Source organism: Pseudomonas sp. MRSN 12121, from assembly GCF_000931465.1.
Classification (GTDB): Bacteria; Pseudomonadota; Gammaproteobacteria; order Pseudomonadales; family Pseudomonadaceae; genus Aquipseudomonas.
In genome coordinates this window covers 770,817-783,477 of record NZ_CP010892.1, presented here as the reverse complement: position 1 = coordinate 783,477, position 12,661 = coordinate 770,817, and the positions used below count along the sequence as shown (strand labels likewise).

The following is a 12,661-nucleotide window of genomic DNA, read 5'->3' as shown; positions in this document are numbered from 1 at the left end:
GATTGAATGGTCTGCAATCGAGTGTGCAAGATCGACGCCGTCGCTCAGTGCTGGATACGACCTGCCCGCACCCCGCAACGACGCTGGCGGCGCGGGCTCATGGCGGCGCCGCGGCGGCCCCCGGGTAATGGGCGAAGATTTCCCCGCAGCGAACCTGCAGCAGGTCGCGCAGCAACCGCACCGGCTTGCTCAATTGTGCTCGATGCGCGCACAACAGGTTCAGCGGCGCGCGCTCGCAGAGCAGTTCCGGCATCAGCACCTTGAGCCGCCCGGCCAGCACGTCGGCCGCCACGTCGAGCCAGGACTTGTAGGCGATGCCCTGCCCCGCCAATGCCCACAGGCGCACCACGTCGGCGTCGTCGCTGAACCGGTCGCCGCTGACCGTCAGGCTCACCTCGCGCTTGCCATCGTGAAAGCTCCAGTGGTCGTGCACCCGGCTGCCCAGCATGTAGAGCAGGCAATTGTGCTGCGCCAGTTGCTCCAGTTGCCGCGGCTCGCCATGGCGGGCCAGGTAGGCCGGCGCAGCCACCAGCACCCGGCGGTTCTGCGGCACCACCGGCAGGGCCACCAGGCTGGAGTCTTCCGGCTCGCCATAACGCAAGGCGATGTCCACCGGCTGGCGAAACAGGTCGGCGATGCGATCGCCCAGCAGCAGGCGCACGGTGAGCCGCGGGTGCTCCTGTTGGAACTCGTCGAGCCAGGGCAGCAACAGATTGCGGCCGAGGTCCGAGGGCGCGGACAGCTGCAAAATGCCGCTGACCTGGTCCTGCCCGCTGGCCAGCAGGCGCCGCCCTTCCTCCAGGTTGCCCAGGGCGGCACGGGCGTATTCGAGGAAACCCTCGCCTTCGGCGGTCAGGCGCAGGCTGCGGGTCGAGCGCGCCAGCAGGCGGGTCCCCAGCTGTTGCTCTATACGCTTGAGGGCGGCGCTGGCCACCGCCGCCGACAGGTCCATGACACGCGCGGCGGCGGACAGGCTGCCGAGGTCGGCGGCACGCACGAACAGTTGCAGGTCATCGAATCGCAGCATCGGGCTCACCGGGCATTATCAAAAATAAATTGAAAGAGACTGCTCTTTTAGCCGGTTTTATCCTCCGGGGAAATGGCTAATGATCGGCGCTCCTCCTCTCTCGCCCCGAAGGAAGCCTCCATGTCCCACGCCTTTACCGCCATTGCCACCCTTGTTGCGAAAAGCGGCCAGCAGGCCGTTCTCCTGCGCGAACTTTCGGCCCTGGTGCGGCCAAGCCGGGAAGAGGCCGGCTGCCAGTTCTACAACCTGCACCAGGACGCGGAAGACCAGGGCACCTTTTATGTGCTGGAACGCTGGGACGACGAAGCCGCCCTGGCGTTTCACAACGACACACCGCACTTCCAGCATTTTCTCCGGCAGACCCGCGACGCGATAGAGCATTTCGAGCTCAAGCGCCTGCTGCTGATCCCTTGACCCGACCTTCATCCTCATCAGGAAACCCGTCATGAAAGCCATTGCCTACTACGCCTCGCTGCCCATCAACGATCCGCAATCCCTGCAAGACATCGAACTGCCGGAGCCGGTCGCCGGCCCGCGGGACCTGCTGGTGGAAGTCAAAGCCATCTCGGTCAACCCGGTGGATACCAAGATCCGCCAGAACGTCCAGCCCGAAGCCGGCGCCGCCAAGGTGCTGGGCTGGGACGTGGCCGGGGTGGTCAAGGCGGTGGGCAGCGAAGCCAGCCTGTTCAAGGTTGGCGACAAGGTGTTCTACGCCGGCTCGATCGCCCGCGCTGGCGGTAACAGCGAGCTGCATGTGGTGGACGAGCGCATCGTCGGCCATATGCCCAAGAGCCTGGGGTTCGCCGAAGCGGCCGCCCTGCCGCTGACCGCGGTCACCGCCTGGGAACTGTTGTTCGAGCGCCTGCAGATCAGAGAGGGCCAGGCCGATGCAGGGCAGAGCCTGCTGATCGTCGGCGCGGCCGGCGGCGTGGGGTCGATCCTCACCCAGCTGGCCAGCCGGCTCACCGGCCTGAAGGTCATCGGCACCGCCTCGCGCGCCGAAACCCAGGACTGGGTCCGCGAGCTGGGGGCCAGCCTGGTGATCGACCATAGCCGGCCATTGAGCGAGGAGTTGAAGAAGGCCGGCCAGGCCAGCGTCACCCACGTGGCCAGCCTGACCCAGACCGATACCCACCTGGATCAACTGGTCGAGGCGCTCGCGCCGCAAGGCCGGCTGGGGCTGATCGACGACCCGAAAAGCCTCGACGTGACCAAGCTCAAGCGCAAGAGCCTGTCGCTGCACTGGGAGTTCATGTACACCCGCTCGCTGTTCGAGACCGCGGACATGCAAGAGCAGCACAAGCTGCTCAACCGCGTCGCCGAGCTGATCGACGCCGGCATCTTGAAGACCACCCTGGGCGAGCATTTCGGCACGATCAACGCGGCCAACCTGCGGCGCGCGCATGCCCTGCTGGAAAGCGGCAAGGCCAAGGGCAAGATCGTCCTGGAAGGCTTCTGAGGCCCGGCCTGAAGGCGTCCCGCCGGCTCTGCGCAGCGCTGGGACGCCGTCAGTCCGACAGTTGATCCTTGTCATACTTGTGACCGTATTCGGGTCTACACTGGGGGCCTTTGCACTGCAATCTTTTACCCGAGGAGGTCAGCAATGAAGATCCTGATAAAAGAATTGGCAAAATCCACCGGCACCCAATGGCAGGTTCAACTCGACCAGCACGCGGTGACCTTCCGCAGCGAAGCCGAAGCCCGGGCCTTCGCCAATACGCTTGAAACGCGTCTGCACGCCCCCCACCGCTTCCCCGAAAGCCAGCAACGCGCCGCCAGCTGATTACCGCTGGGCGGCTTGCAACGCTCGGGCGTTCTGCAATTTTCGGGTGACCATCGCCAGCGTCACCACCAGGATCCCGCACAGGCTGATGACCGTAGCCATCGGCACGGCGCTGCCGTCGTGCAGCACGCCGACCAGCGCCGCCGCGCCAGCCGCCACGCTGAACTGCAGGCATCCGAGCATCGCCGAGGCACTGCCGGCCCGCGCGCCCTGGCCATTCATGGCGCAGGCCGAAGCGTTGGGAATGATGCAGCCCAGGCTGGCAATGCAGATGAACAACGGCAGCAAAAGCGGCCAGAGCTGGGCCGGGTGCAGCGCACTGACCGCCAGCAGGGCCAGGCCGCCCGCCAGGTAGAGCCATACCGTGCGCGCCAGGAGGAACGCCGGCCCGCGCTTGGCCAGCAGACGGGCATTGAGCTGCGCCACCAGGATGAAGCCCCCGGCGTTGATCCCGAAGAACCAGCCGAAATGCTCGGCTGGCACACCGTAGAGCTTGATGAAGACGAAAGGCGAGCCGGCGATGTAGGCGAACATCCCGGCGATGGCGATGCCGCCGGTCAGCGCATGGCCAAGGAACACCCGGTCGGCCAGCAACCGGCCGTATTGGCGCAGCGCACCGGACAACGGCTGGCGCGGCACATGGGCCGGCAGGCTTTCCGGCAGGCCCAGCGCTACCGCCAGGCCGGCCAGGGCACTGAACAGCGTCAGCATGATGAAGATCGACTGCCAGCCATGGAGATTCACCAGCAGCCCGCCGAGCATCGGTGCCAGGATCGGCGCCAGGCCCATGACCAGCATCAACTGGGAAAACACTTTGGCCGAGCCCACCGCATCGCACTTGTCGCTGACCACCGCCCGGGAAATCACCATGCCCGCGCAACCGCCCAGCGCCTGGACGAATCGCGCCGCGATCAACCACTCCAGGCTCGGTGCGTAGGCGCAGGCCAGGGACGCCAGGGTGAACAGCCCGACCCCGGTCAGCAACGGCACACGCCGGCCAAAACGGTCGGCCACGGGGCCATAGGCCAACTGGCCGATCGACAGCCCGAGGAAGTAGGCCGCCAACGTCAGCTGGACGTGTTTTTCATCGGTGCCAAAGGCCAGCGCCATCGCCGGGAAAGCCGGCAGATAGAAGTCGATGGCCAACGGGCCAAAGGCGCTCAGGGCGCCGAGGATCAGGATTGTGCGAAGGTTCATCAGGCATCCAGGTGCAGGTCGGGCGGCAGCCCGACAGTTTATCCGCGCCTGGAGGCCTTGAACATTCCGATAGGTCGCTAACTATTAAAAAGACCGGTCGACGCCCTTCAGGCCAGCTTGACCTGGTAGCCTTCCTCGCTGATCAGGCCGATCACCTCGTCGGCGGACAACCGGCTTTCCACCCCCACTTCCTTCGCCCCGAGATTGACCTGGACACTGGCCGCCGGATCCTTGCTCTGCACCGCCTGAGTAATGGCCCGGACGCAGTGACCGCAAGACATACCTTCGACATTGAACACTTGCATGACGCTTCTCCTGTAATGAGGTTGGAGGCAGTCTCGACCTTATCACCATGGCAAGGTCAAGTTCCCGATGCATCTGCCGGGCTGGCAATCGTCCGCGCTCTCGGCCAAGCTTCACCCCCAATGACACGACACTAGGAGATTCAGCCATGCGCTGGTCGGTTATCAGCCTGTTCAGCCTCCTCGGCCTGATCGCGGCCACCCCTTCGGTCAATGCCGCCGGCGAGGACTACGGCGTCCTGATCATTTCCCGGGAACGACTGGAAGTCGCCACGTCCTGCGAAATCGGCCTGTATATCCAGGATCAGTTGGCGGGCCGGTTGTTCCAGGAACAAGCCACATCCTTCAACCTGCCGCCGGGCAAGGTCTCGCTGCGCCTGAAACTGCTGCCGGGGCAGATGCCGGGCTGCAACCCGGGCATGCTGGCGCCAGGTTCGCAGGACATCAGCCTCAAGGCCGGCGATGTGCTGAAGTTCCGTATCGCCATGACCCCCTCCGGCCTCTACCTCAAGCCCGCGGCCCTGGAATACTAAAGCCTCGCGCCCCTGCCGGCGCTCTTGCCGGCACCCGCGCGGGCGACTCCCAGGCTCCCCCGAGACAGATTTAAGCCCCCTGCGCCATGGCGCTTGACCTTGCCAACGTGGCAAGGTTGATCCTGTAGGCAACCGTTTACAGGGAGGCCCGTGATGTCTGGAACAACCACCTTCGACCTGCCGATCGCCGGCATGACCTGCGCCAGCTGCGCCGGGCGCGTGGAGCGCGCCTTGAGCAAGGTCGCCGGCGCGGCGGGCGTGAGCGTCAACCTCGCCACCGAACAGGCGCGCGTCCAGGCCCCCGGCGACAGCCTGCCGGCGCTGGTGGCCGCCGTACAGGATGCCGGCTACAGCGTGCCGGCCCACAGCCTGGAATTGAACATCGGCGGCATGACCTGCGCCTCCTGCGCCGGGCGTGTGGAGCGGGCGCTGAGCAAGGTGCCGGGAGTCAGCCGGGTCAGCGTCAACCTGGCCAACGAACGGGCGCACCTCGATCTGCTGGGGCAGGTCGACAGCGCCAGCCTGATCGCCGCCGTCGACAAGGCCGGCTACTCCGCCACCCTGCGCCAGGCCGAGCAACCCGAAAGCCACGACCAGGAGCAGCGCCTGCAGCGCGAGCGCTGGTCGATGATCCTGGCGATCCTGCTGGCCCTGCCGCTGGTGCTGCCGATGCTGGTGCAACCCTTCGGCCTGCACTGGATGCTGCCGGCCTGGGCGCAATTCGTGCTGGCCACGCCGGTGCAATTCATCTTCGGTGCGCGCTTTTATGTGGCCGCCTGGAAAGCCGTGCGCGCCGGTGCCGGCAACATGGACCTGCTGGTGGCCCTGGGCACCAGCGCCGGCTATGGCTTGAGCCTGTACCAGTGGGCCATCGCCCCCGCAGGCAGCATGCCGCACCTGTACTTCGAAGCCTCGGCGGTGGTGATCGCCCTGGTGCTGCTGGGCAAATACCTGGAAAGCCGCGCCAAGCGCCAGACCGCCAGCGCCATTCGCGCCCTCGAGGCCTTGCGCCCGGAACGGGCGATCCTGGTCGTCGATGGCCGCGAACGCGATGTGGCGATCAATACCCTGCGCCTGAACGACCTGGTGCTGGTCAAGCCCGGCGAGCGCTTCCCGGTGGACGGTGAAGTGGTCGAAGGCCAGAGCCACGCCGACGAAGCCCTGATCAGCGGCGAAAGCCTGCCGGTGCCGAAACGGCCCGGCGACAAGGTCACCGGCGGCGCCATCAATGGCGAGGGCCGCCTCCTGGTGCGGACCCAGGCCCTCGGCGCGGAAACCGTGCTGGCGCGGATCATCCGCCTGGTGGAAGACGCCCAGGCCGGCAAGGCACCGATCCAGAAGCTGGTGGACCGAGTCAGCCAAGTGTTCGTGCCCGCGGTCCTGCTGCTGGCGCTGGCGACACTGGTCGGCTGGTGGCTGTACGGCGCACCGCTGGAGACCGCGCTGATCAACGCTGTCGCGGTGCTGGTCATCGCCTGTCCTTGCGCGCTGGGGCTGGCCACGCCGACCGCGATCATGGCCGGCACGGGCGTGGCCGCCCGCCACGGGATCCTGATCAAGGACGCCGAGGCCCTGGAGCGGGCCCATGAAGTCGGCACCGTGGTCTTCGACAAGACCGGCACCCTGACCTCCGGCACCCCGCGCATTGCCCACCTGCAGGCCGTCGATGGCGACGAAAACCACCTGCTGCAACTGGCCGGCGCCCTGCAACGCGGCAGCGAACACCCGCTGGCCAAAGCGGTGCTCGACCTGTGCCACGAACGCCAACTGGCGGTGGCCGATGTCAGCGCCAGCCAGTCCCTGACCGGCCGCGGCATCGCCGGCACCCTGGACGGACGCCAATTGGCCCTGGGCAACCGCCGCCTGCTGGAAGAAAGCGGCTTGCTGGCCGGCGACCTGGCCGAATTGGCCCGGGCCTGGGAAATCGAAGGCCGCACCCTGTCCTGGCTGATCGAACAACACCCCCAATCGCGGGTGCTGGGTCTGTTCGCCTTTGGCGACACGCTCAAGCCGGGCGCCTTGCAAGCGGTGCGGCAACTGGCCGAGCGCCATATCGGCAGCCACCTGCTGACCGGCGACAATCGCGGTAGCGCCAAGGTGGTCGCCGAAGCCCTGGGCATTGCCGACGTGCACGCCGAAGTGCTGCCCGGCGACAAGGCCGCCACCGTCGCCGAACTGAAGAAGCACGGCGTGGTGGCGATGGTCGGCGACGGCATCAACGACGCCCCGGCCCTGGCCGCCGCCGATATCGGCATTGCCATGGGCGGTGGCACCGACGTGGCGATGCACGCCGCCGGGATCACCCTGATGCGCGGCGATCCGCGCCTGGTGCCGGCCGCCCTGGAGATCAGCCGCAAGACCTACGCGAAGATCCGCCAGAACCTGTTCTGGGCCTTCGTCTACAACCTGGTCGGCATCCCGCTCGCGGCGTTCGGCCTGCTCAACCCGGTATTGGCCGGGGCCGCGATGGCGCTGTCCAGCGTCAGTGTGGTGAGCAACGCGCTACTGTTGAAAACCTGGAAACCCGAAGACCTGGAGGACGCACGATGAACATCGGCCAAGCAGCCCGCAAGAGCGGCCTGAGCGCCAAGATGATCCGTTACTACGAATCCATCGGCTTGCTCAGACCGGCCCATCGCAGCGACAGCGGCTACCGCCTGTACGGCGACGACGACCTGCACAGCCTGGCCTTTATCAAGCGCTCGCGGGACCTGGGGTTCTCCCTGGAAGAAGTGGGCAAGCTGCTGACCCTATGGCAGGACCGCCAACGCGCCAGTGCCGACGTCAAGGCCCTGGCCCGCCAGCACATCGACGAGCTCGACCGCAAGATCGCCGAGCTGGCCGGGCTGCGCGACACCCTGCAGGACCTGGTGCAGCATTGCCACGGCGACCACCGCCCGGATTGCCCGATCCTCAAGGACCTGGCCTCCGGCGGTTGCTGCGCCTGATAAGGCAGGCACAAAAAATCCGGCGGTCGCCGGATTTTTTGTGTGCGTGAATCACTGCATCCAGGGTGGCGGCGGTGGTTCCTCGGACTTGGAGGGCGGCGCATCGTCCGCCATCCGCATGGCCTGGCGTCGCTCTTCGTCGCGGCGCGCCGCCTCGATTTCGCGCAACACGCCACCGACGTCCGCCAGCTCTTCGGGGTCGGCGAACTCGCCGGTCAGCACGCTGCCCGGATGCAGGGTGCCGGCTTCGTACAGCGCCCACATCTCCTTGGCGTAGCGGGTGTGCTTGAGCTCCGGGGCAAAACGCCCGAAGTAGGACGCCATGTTGCCCACATCCCGCTCCAGCATGCTGAAGGCGTGGTTGTTGCCCGCCGCATCCACCGCCTGGGGCAGGTCGATGATCACCGGACCGTCGGGACCGAGCAGCACGTTGAACTCGGACAGGTCACCGTGCACCAGGCCGGTACACAGCATCAGCACGATCTGGGAAATCAGGAAGCCGTGATATTCCCGGGCCTGTTCCGGCTCCAGCACCACGTCGTTCAGGCGTGGCGCGGCGTCGCCGTACTCGTCCGCCACCAGCTCCATCAACAGCACGCCTTCGAGGAAGTCGAACGGCTTGGGCACCCGCACGCCAGCATTGGCCAGGCGGAACAGGGCCGCGACCTCGGCGTTCTGCCAGGCGTCCTCGGCCTCCTTGCGCCCGAACTTGGACCCCTTGGCCATCGCACGCGCCTGCCGGCTGTTACGTACCTTGCGGCCCTCCTGATACTCGGCCGCCTGACGAAAACTTCGTTTGTTCGCCTCCTTGTAAACCTTGGCGCAACGTAATTCCTTACCGCAGCGCACTACATACACAGCTGCTTCTTTGCCACTCATGAGTGGGCGCAGCACCTCGTCGACCAGACCGTCCTCGATCAGGGGTTCAATGCGTTTTGGAGTCTTCATCAGCTTTTATAAGGGGTCCTTTGTTACCCAACACGTTACCCAACACGCGAATGTCAGTCGTTATACGGCAATCCTCGCATGGCGGGGAGGGGTTACCGACCTGCAACCGGATGGATGCACTCAATGTGCCAGGCCATTGCGGCATGTCGTCCCGCCCGACCATCCGCAATCAGCGCGAATGCACACCAGAGCGGCCGTCGAGCAGGGCCGCACAGGTTGGGACAGTCGTTCGGGGCCTGGGGTTTTACCCCGCGGCTTTTTCTTTTTGCCGGCCCTCAATTTTCCCTTTTGGCAGCCGAAGTTATCAGAACCAAAGGAGCTTGTTCGACAACCTGACACAAATCAGCACCACAGGGGTTTACCCGGCATCGGCCAGCAGAACGCCATGCCGCTTGACGTTTCAAGGCTGCCGCCAATCCGCGAGTCATTCGCACATCGTGGGCCTACAAGAAAAAATCTGGAGCGCGGATGAACATCAAACAGAAACTGACCTGGGCGTTTGCAATCATCGCCTGCTTGCCGGTGGTACTGGTCGCCACCCTGGTGGTTCTCAACCTGCGCAGCGACGCCAAGGATGATTTCGTCGACAGCAGCGGCCGCGAGATCCGCCAGGTCAGCAATGCCATGCAGATCTTCTTCGACGGCATCAGCCAGAACGTCGACTACCTGGCCAGCCAGCCGCTGATCGTCAACACCGACGACAGCCTGAAGAACTACAGCAGCGCCAACGCCGAGCAAATCCCCCAGGGCGAGATGGACAAGCAGGTGTTCGCCCTGCTCGAACGCCTGGGCAGCAGCCATCCGGCCTACGCCTATGCCATCGTCGGCACCAACGCCGGCGGTTATGTGTCCTGGCCCGACGATCCCAAGCTGAACAACTACGACCCGCGCCAGCGCCCCTGGTACAAGACCGCCATGGCCAACCCGGGCAAGCCGATCCGCACCGCGGCCTACTACTGGGCCACCGACGACGCGACCTACGTCAGCACCGTGCGCACCATCGCCAACAAACTGGGCAACCCCGGCGGCGTGGTCAGTATCGACGTGACCCTCAAGCAGCTCACCGAAATCGTCAAGCAGATCAAGCTCGGCGAGTCCGGCTACCTGATGCTCCTGGAAAACAGCGGCACGGTACTGGTGGACCCGAAACAGCCGGCGCACAACTTCAAGGCCCTGGGCAGCCTGGGCGAGGGTTACGCGCAACTGGCCAAGGCCGGCAAGGGGCTGGTGGAAGTCGAGCTCGACGGCGAGCGCTACATGGCCAACGTCTGGCCGTCGGAGCAACTGGGCTGGACCTTCATCGGCCTGATCAAGCAGAGCGAAGTGATGAGTTCGGCGACCCAGCTGACCTGGCTGGTGGCGATCATCGCCGGGGTCCTGGCGCTGGTCTTCGCCGTGGTCGGCGCCAGTTTCGCCAGCCTGATCGTGCGGCCGATCCGCAGCGTGGCCAGCGGCCTGGAGGACATCGCCCAGGGCGAAGGCGACCTGACCCGCAACCTGGACATCCGCGGACGCGACGAAACCGCGCAACTGGCCAACTGGTTCAACCAGTTCCTGGCCGCCATCCGCAACCTGATCCAGAGCATCGGCCAGGCAGCGCACAGCATTCTCGCCACCTCCCACAGTTCGACCCAGGTCTCCAGCGACATGGCCGAAGCCGCCGGGCGCCAGCGCGAAGCGGTGGACATGGTCTCCACCGCCTTCCATGAAATGGTCGCCACCGCCAACGAGGTCGCGCGCTCCTGCAGCCAGGCCGCCGAGTCGGCCGACAGCGGCCAGCGCCAGGCCCGCGAAGGCCAACAACAGATCGATGCCGCGGTACACAGCGTCGATCAGTTGAGCCAGGAAATCGAACAGTCGGCGCAGTCGATGCAGCAGTTGGAGCGCGACAGCAACGACATCCAGTCGATTCTCGGCACCATCCGCTCGATTGCCGAACAGACCAACCTGCTGGCCCTCAACGCCGCCATCGAGGCCGCCCGTGCCGGCGAGCAGGGCCGCGGGTTCGCCGTGGTCGCCGACGAGGTCCGCGCGCTGGCCAAACGCACCGCCGACTCCACGGCCGAGATCGACAGCCTGCTGGGCAACCTGGCCAAACGTACCAGCGCCGTGACCCAGCAGATGCATGCCAGCCTGGAAGTCTCCCAGGAATCGGTGAGCCGCATCGGCCTGGCCCGCGAAAGCTTCGGGCAGATCCGTGAGTCGGTGGACGTGATCCGCGACATGAACACCCAGATCGCCACCGCCGCCGAAGAACAGCATCAGGTGGCCGAGGACATCAACCGGCACATCAGCCAGATCCATGGCGACGCGCAACTGGTGGCGGAGCTGGCCAACTCGGCGCGCCTGGATTCGCAAAGCCTGGCGGGCCTGTCCAACGAGCTGGACGCCCTGGTGCGGCGCTTCAGGACCTGAGCTCGATCGCGGGCAAGCCCGCTCCTACACGGATCACCTGCTCCTGTAGGAGCGAGCTTGCTCGCGATTGAGGTCGTCTCAACGCTCGACAATCGCCGTCACGCCCTGCCCGCCGGCGGCGCAGATCGAGATCAGCCCACGCCCCTGCCCCGCCACCTCCAGCAGCTTCGCCAGATTGGCAACGATGCGCCCGCCGGTGGCGGCGAACGGATGCCCGGCGGCCAGCGAACTGCCTTTGACATTCAGCCGGCTGCGGTCGATGGCGCCCAAGGGGGCGTCCAGCCCCAGGCGGGTCTTGCAATAGTCGGCGTCCTCCCAGGCCTTGAGCGTGCACAACACCTGCGCGGCAAAGGCTTCGTGGATTTCGTAGTAGTCGAAGTCCTGCAGCGTCAGGCCGTTGCGCGCCAGCAAGCGCGGCACCGCATAGGCCGGCGCCATCAGCAGGCCCTCCGCACCGTTGACGAAATCCACCGCCGCCGCCTCGCCGTCGCGCAGATAGGCAAGGACCGGCAGGCCGCGCGCCTTGGCCCACTCTTCGCTGCCCAGCAACACCAGGGACGCGCCATCGGTCAGCGGCGTGGAGTTGCCCGCGGTCAGGGTGCCCTTGTCGCTGCGCTCGAACACCGGCTTCAAGGAGGCCAGTTTTTCCAGGGTCAGGTCCGCACGCAGGTTGTTGTCGCGGCTCAGGCCGAGGAACGGGGTCATCAGGTCGTCATGCCAGCCCTCGGCATAGGCGGCGGCCATTTTCTGGTGGCTTTCCAGCGCCAGCCGGTCCTGTTCGGCACGGGGAATGTTCCAGGTCTGCGCCATCAGCTCGCAGTGCTGGCCCATCGACAATCCGGTGCGGGGCTCGCCGTTGCGCGGCAGTTCCGGCTTGAGGTGCCCGGGACGCAGTTGCAGGAAGGTCTTGAGCTTGTCGCCCAGGGTCTTGCCGCGATTGGCTTGCAGCAGGATCTTGCGCAGCCCCTCGTTGACGCCGATCGGCGCGTCCGACGTGGTGTCGACCCCACCGGCGATGCCGCATTCGATCTGCCCCAGGGCAATCTTGTTGGCCACCAGCAGCGCCGCTTCCAGGCCGGTGCCGCAGGCTTGCTGGACATCGTAGGCCGGGGTGGTGGGCGACAGGCGCGAGCCGAGCACGCATTCGCGAGTCAGGTTGAAATCCCGGGAATGCTTGAGCACCGCACCGGCCGCCACTTCGCCCAGGCGCAGGCCGTGCAGGCGGTAGCGCTCGATCAGGCCCTCCAGGGCCGCGGTGAGCATCGCCTGGTTGCTCGCGGTGGCGTAAGGCCCATTGGAACGGGCGAAGGGGATGCGGTTGCCGCCGATAATCGCAACACGACGCAGCTGAGTCATGGAAAGCTCCCTATTCTGTGAGTGCACCACCGACAAGCGTAGGTTCTGTACGAGAAGTCGCCGAGCAGCGATCAGGCGGGCCTGTTTCTGCGTAGCGCCTTTGCCGCCCGCCGCGCAGCCTGGGCGACGCGCTGGCAGCTCAGGTACAGAAC

General features: G+C 66.0%; 12 protein-coding genes and 1 pseudogene. 8 read left to right on the top strand and 5 right to left on the bottom strand.

The features are described from left to right. Nucleotides 1-97: 97 nt before the first annotated feature. A complete protein-coding gene (locus tag TO66_RS03430) occupies nucleotides 98-1,027 on the bottom strand; it encodes a LysR family transcriptional regulator (RefSeq protein WP_044461010.1) in 930 nt (309 codons plus the stop codon). Nucleotides 1,028-1,147: 120 nt separating this feature from the next. On the opposite strand from TO66_RS03430, the gene TO66_RS03425 reads away from it, so the two are divergent. The 3 genes from TO66_RS03425 (at nucleotide 1,148) to TO66_RS03415 (ending at nucleotide 2,810) form a co-directional block, all read left to right on the top strand. Continuing rightward, nucleotides 1,148-1,441 (top strand): putative quinol monooxygenase, encoded by a 294-nt coding sequence (locus tag TO66_RS03425; protein ID WP_044461009.1) that lies wholly within the window; start codon nucleotides 1,148-1,150, stop codon nucleotides 1,439-1,441. A 31-nt stretch (nucleotides 1,442-1,472) separates the two neighbouring features. Then, nucleotides 1,473-2,486, top strand: a complete 1,014-nt coding sequence (locus tag TO66_RS03420; protein WP_044461008.1) for a zinc-binding alcohol dehydrogenase family protein — start codon at nucleotides 1,473-1,475, stop codon at nucleotides 2,484-2,486. A gap of 144 nt (nucleotides 2,487-2,630) precedes the next feature. After that, nucleotides 2,631-2,810 carry a hypothetical protein gene (locus TO66_RS03415; RefSeq protein WP_044461007.1) on the top strand — a complete coding sequence of 60 codons (180 nt, stop codon included), beginning with the start codon at nucleotides 2,631-2,633 and terminating at the stop codon, nucleotides 2,808-2,810. Here the strand turns inward: TO66_RS03415 and TO66_RS03410 are convergent, their stop codons facing one another. Together TO66_RS03410 and TO66_RS03405 are read right to left on the bottom strand one after the other, a co-directional pair. Continuing rightward, on the bottom strand, nucleotides 2,811-4,007 hold the full coding sequence (locus tag TO66_RS03410) for a multidrug effflux MFS transporter (protein WP_044461006.1): 1,197 nt from the start codon (nucleotides 4,005-4,007) through the stop codon (nucleotides 2,811-2,813). 107 nt (nucleotides 4,008-4,114) lie between these two features. Further along, a complete protein-coding gene (locus TO66_RS03405; RefSeq protein WP_044461005.1) occupies nucleotides 4,115-4,312 on the bottom strand; it encodes a heavy-metal-associated domain-containing protein in 198 nt (65 codons plus the stop codon). A gap of 146 nt (nucleotides 4,313-4,458) precedes the next feature. On the opposite strand from TO66_RS03405, the gene TO66_RS03400 reads away from it, so the two are divergent. The 3 genes from TO66_RS03400 (at nucleotide 4,459) to cueR (ending at nucleotide 7,790) form a co-directional block, all read left to right on the top strand. Further along, nucleotides 4,459-4,842, top strand: coding sequence for a hypothetical protein (locus TO66_RS03400; protein ID WP_044461004.1), 384 nt, complete (start codon nucleotides 4,459-4,461; stop codon nucleotides 4,840-4,842). A gap of 153 nt (nucleotides 4,843-4,995) precedes the next feature. Then, complete coding sequence (locus TO66_RS03395) at nucleotides 4,996-7,392, top strand: heavy metal translocating P-type ATPase (RefSeq protein ID WP_044461003.1); 2,397 nt, start codon at nucleotides 4,996-4,998, stop codon at nucleotides 7,390-7,392. Then, nucleotides 7,389-7,790, top strand: coding sequence for a Cu(I)-responsive transcriptional regulator (gene cueR / locus TO66_RS03390; RefSeq protein ID WP_044461002.1), 402 nt, complete (start codon nucleotides 7,389-7,391; stop codon nucleotides 7,788-7,790). Before TO66_RS03395 ends, cueR begins: the two co-directional genes overlap by 4 nt. 51 nt (nucleotides 7,791-7,841) lie before the next feature. Here the strand turns inward: cueR and TO66_RS03385 are convergent, their stop codons facing one another. Next, a complete protein-coding gene (locus tag TO66_RS03385) occupies nucleotides 7,842-8,738 on the bottom strand; it encodes a PA4780 family RIO1-like protein kinase (protein ID WP_044461001.1) in 897 nt (298 codons plus the stop codon). A gap of 468 nt (nucleotides 8,739-9,206) precedes the next feature. On the opposite strand from TO66_RS03385, the pseudogene TO66_RS34225 reads away from it, so the two are divergent. Then, nucleotides 9,207-10,295, top strand: a pseudogene (locus tag TO66_RS34225) (cache domain-containing protein); the annotation flags it as partial. A gap of 90 nt (nucleotides 10,296-10,385) precedes the next feature. Beyond that, entirely contained in the window at nucleotides 10,386-11,153 is a 768-nt protein-coding gene (locus TO66_RS34220; RefSeq protein WP_409077181.1) for a methyl-accepting chemotaxis protein, read from the top strand. A 78-nt stretch (nucleotides 11,154-11,231) separates the two neighbouring features. Here TO66_RS34220 and TO66_RS03375 read toward each other — a convergent pair whose 3' ends face one another. Next, the gene (locus TO66_RS03375) at nucleotides 11,232-12,509 is read right to left on the bottom strand and encodes an acetyl-CoA C-acetyltransferase (RefSeq protein WP_044460999.1); all 1,278 of its coding nucleotides are present in this window, start codon (nucleotides 12,507-12,509) and stop codon (nucleotides 11,232-11,234) included. Between the last annotated feature and the right edge of the window lie 152 nt (nucleotides 12,510-12,661).

Excerpts from the sequence above, each read along its gene's own strand:
- TO66_RS03410 (WP_044461006.1), bottom strand. The coding sequence starts at position 4,007 with ATGAACCTTCGCACAATCCTGATCCTCGGCGCCCTGAGCGCCTTTGGC.
- TO66_RS03415 (WP_044461007.1), top strand. The coding sequence starts at position 2,631 with ATGAAGATCCTGATAAAAGAATTGGCAAAATCCACCGGCACCCAATGG.
- TO66_RS03425 (WP_044461009.1), top strand. The coding sequence starts at position 1,148 with ATGTCCCACGCCTTTACCGCCATTGCCACCCTTGTTGCGAAAAGCGGC.
- TO66_RS03375 (WP_044460999.1), bottom strand. The coding sequence starts at position 12,509 with ATGACTCAGCTGCGTCGTGTTGCGATTATCGGCGGCAACCGCATCCCC.
- TO66_RS34220 (WP_409077181.1), top strand. The coding sequence starts at position 10,386 with ATGGCCGAAGCCGCCGGGCGCCAGCGCGAAGCGGTGGACATGGTCTCC.
- TO66_RS03395 (WP_044461003.1), top strand. The coding sequence starts at position 4,996 with ATGTCTGGAACAACCACCTTCGACCTGCCGATCGCCGGCATGACCTGC.
- TO66_RS03405 (WP_044461005.1), bottom strand. The coding sequence starts at position 4,312 with ATGCAAGTGTTCAATGTCGAAGGTATGTCTTGCGGTCACTGCGTCCGG.
- TO66_RS03420 (WP_044461008.1), top strand. The coding sequence starts at position 1,473 with ATGAAAGCCATTGCCTACTACGCCTCGCTGCCCATCAACGATCCGCAA.
- TO66_RS03400 (WP_044461004.1), top strand. The coding sequence starts at position 4,459 with ATGCGCTGGTCGGTTATCAGCCTGTTCAGCCTCCTCGGCCTGATCGCG.
- TO66_RS03430 (WP_044461010.1), bottom strand. The coding sequence starts at position 1,027 with ATGCTGCGATTCGATGACCTGCAACTGTTCGTGCGTGCCGCCGACCTC.
- cueR (WP_044461002.1), top strand. The coding sequence starts at position 7,389 with ATGAACATCGGCCAAGCAGCCCGCAAGAGCGGCCTGAGCGCCAAGATG.
- TO66_RS03385 (WP_044461001.1), bottom strand. The coding sequence starts at position 8,738 with ATGAAGACTCCAAAACGCATTGAACCCCTGATCGAGGACGGTCTGGTC.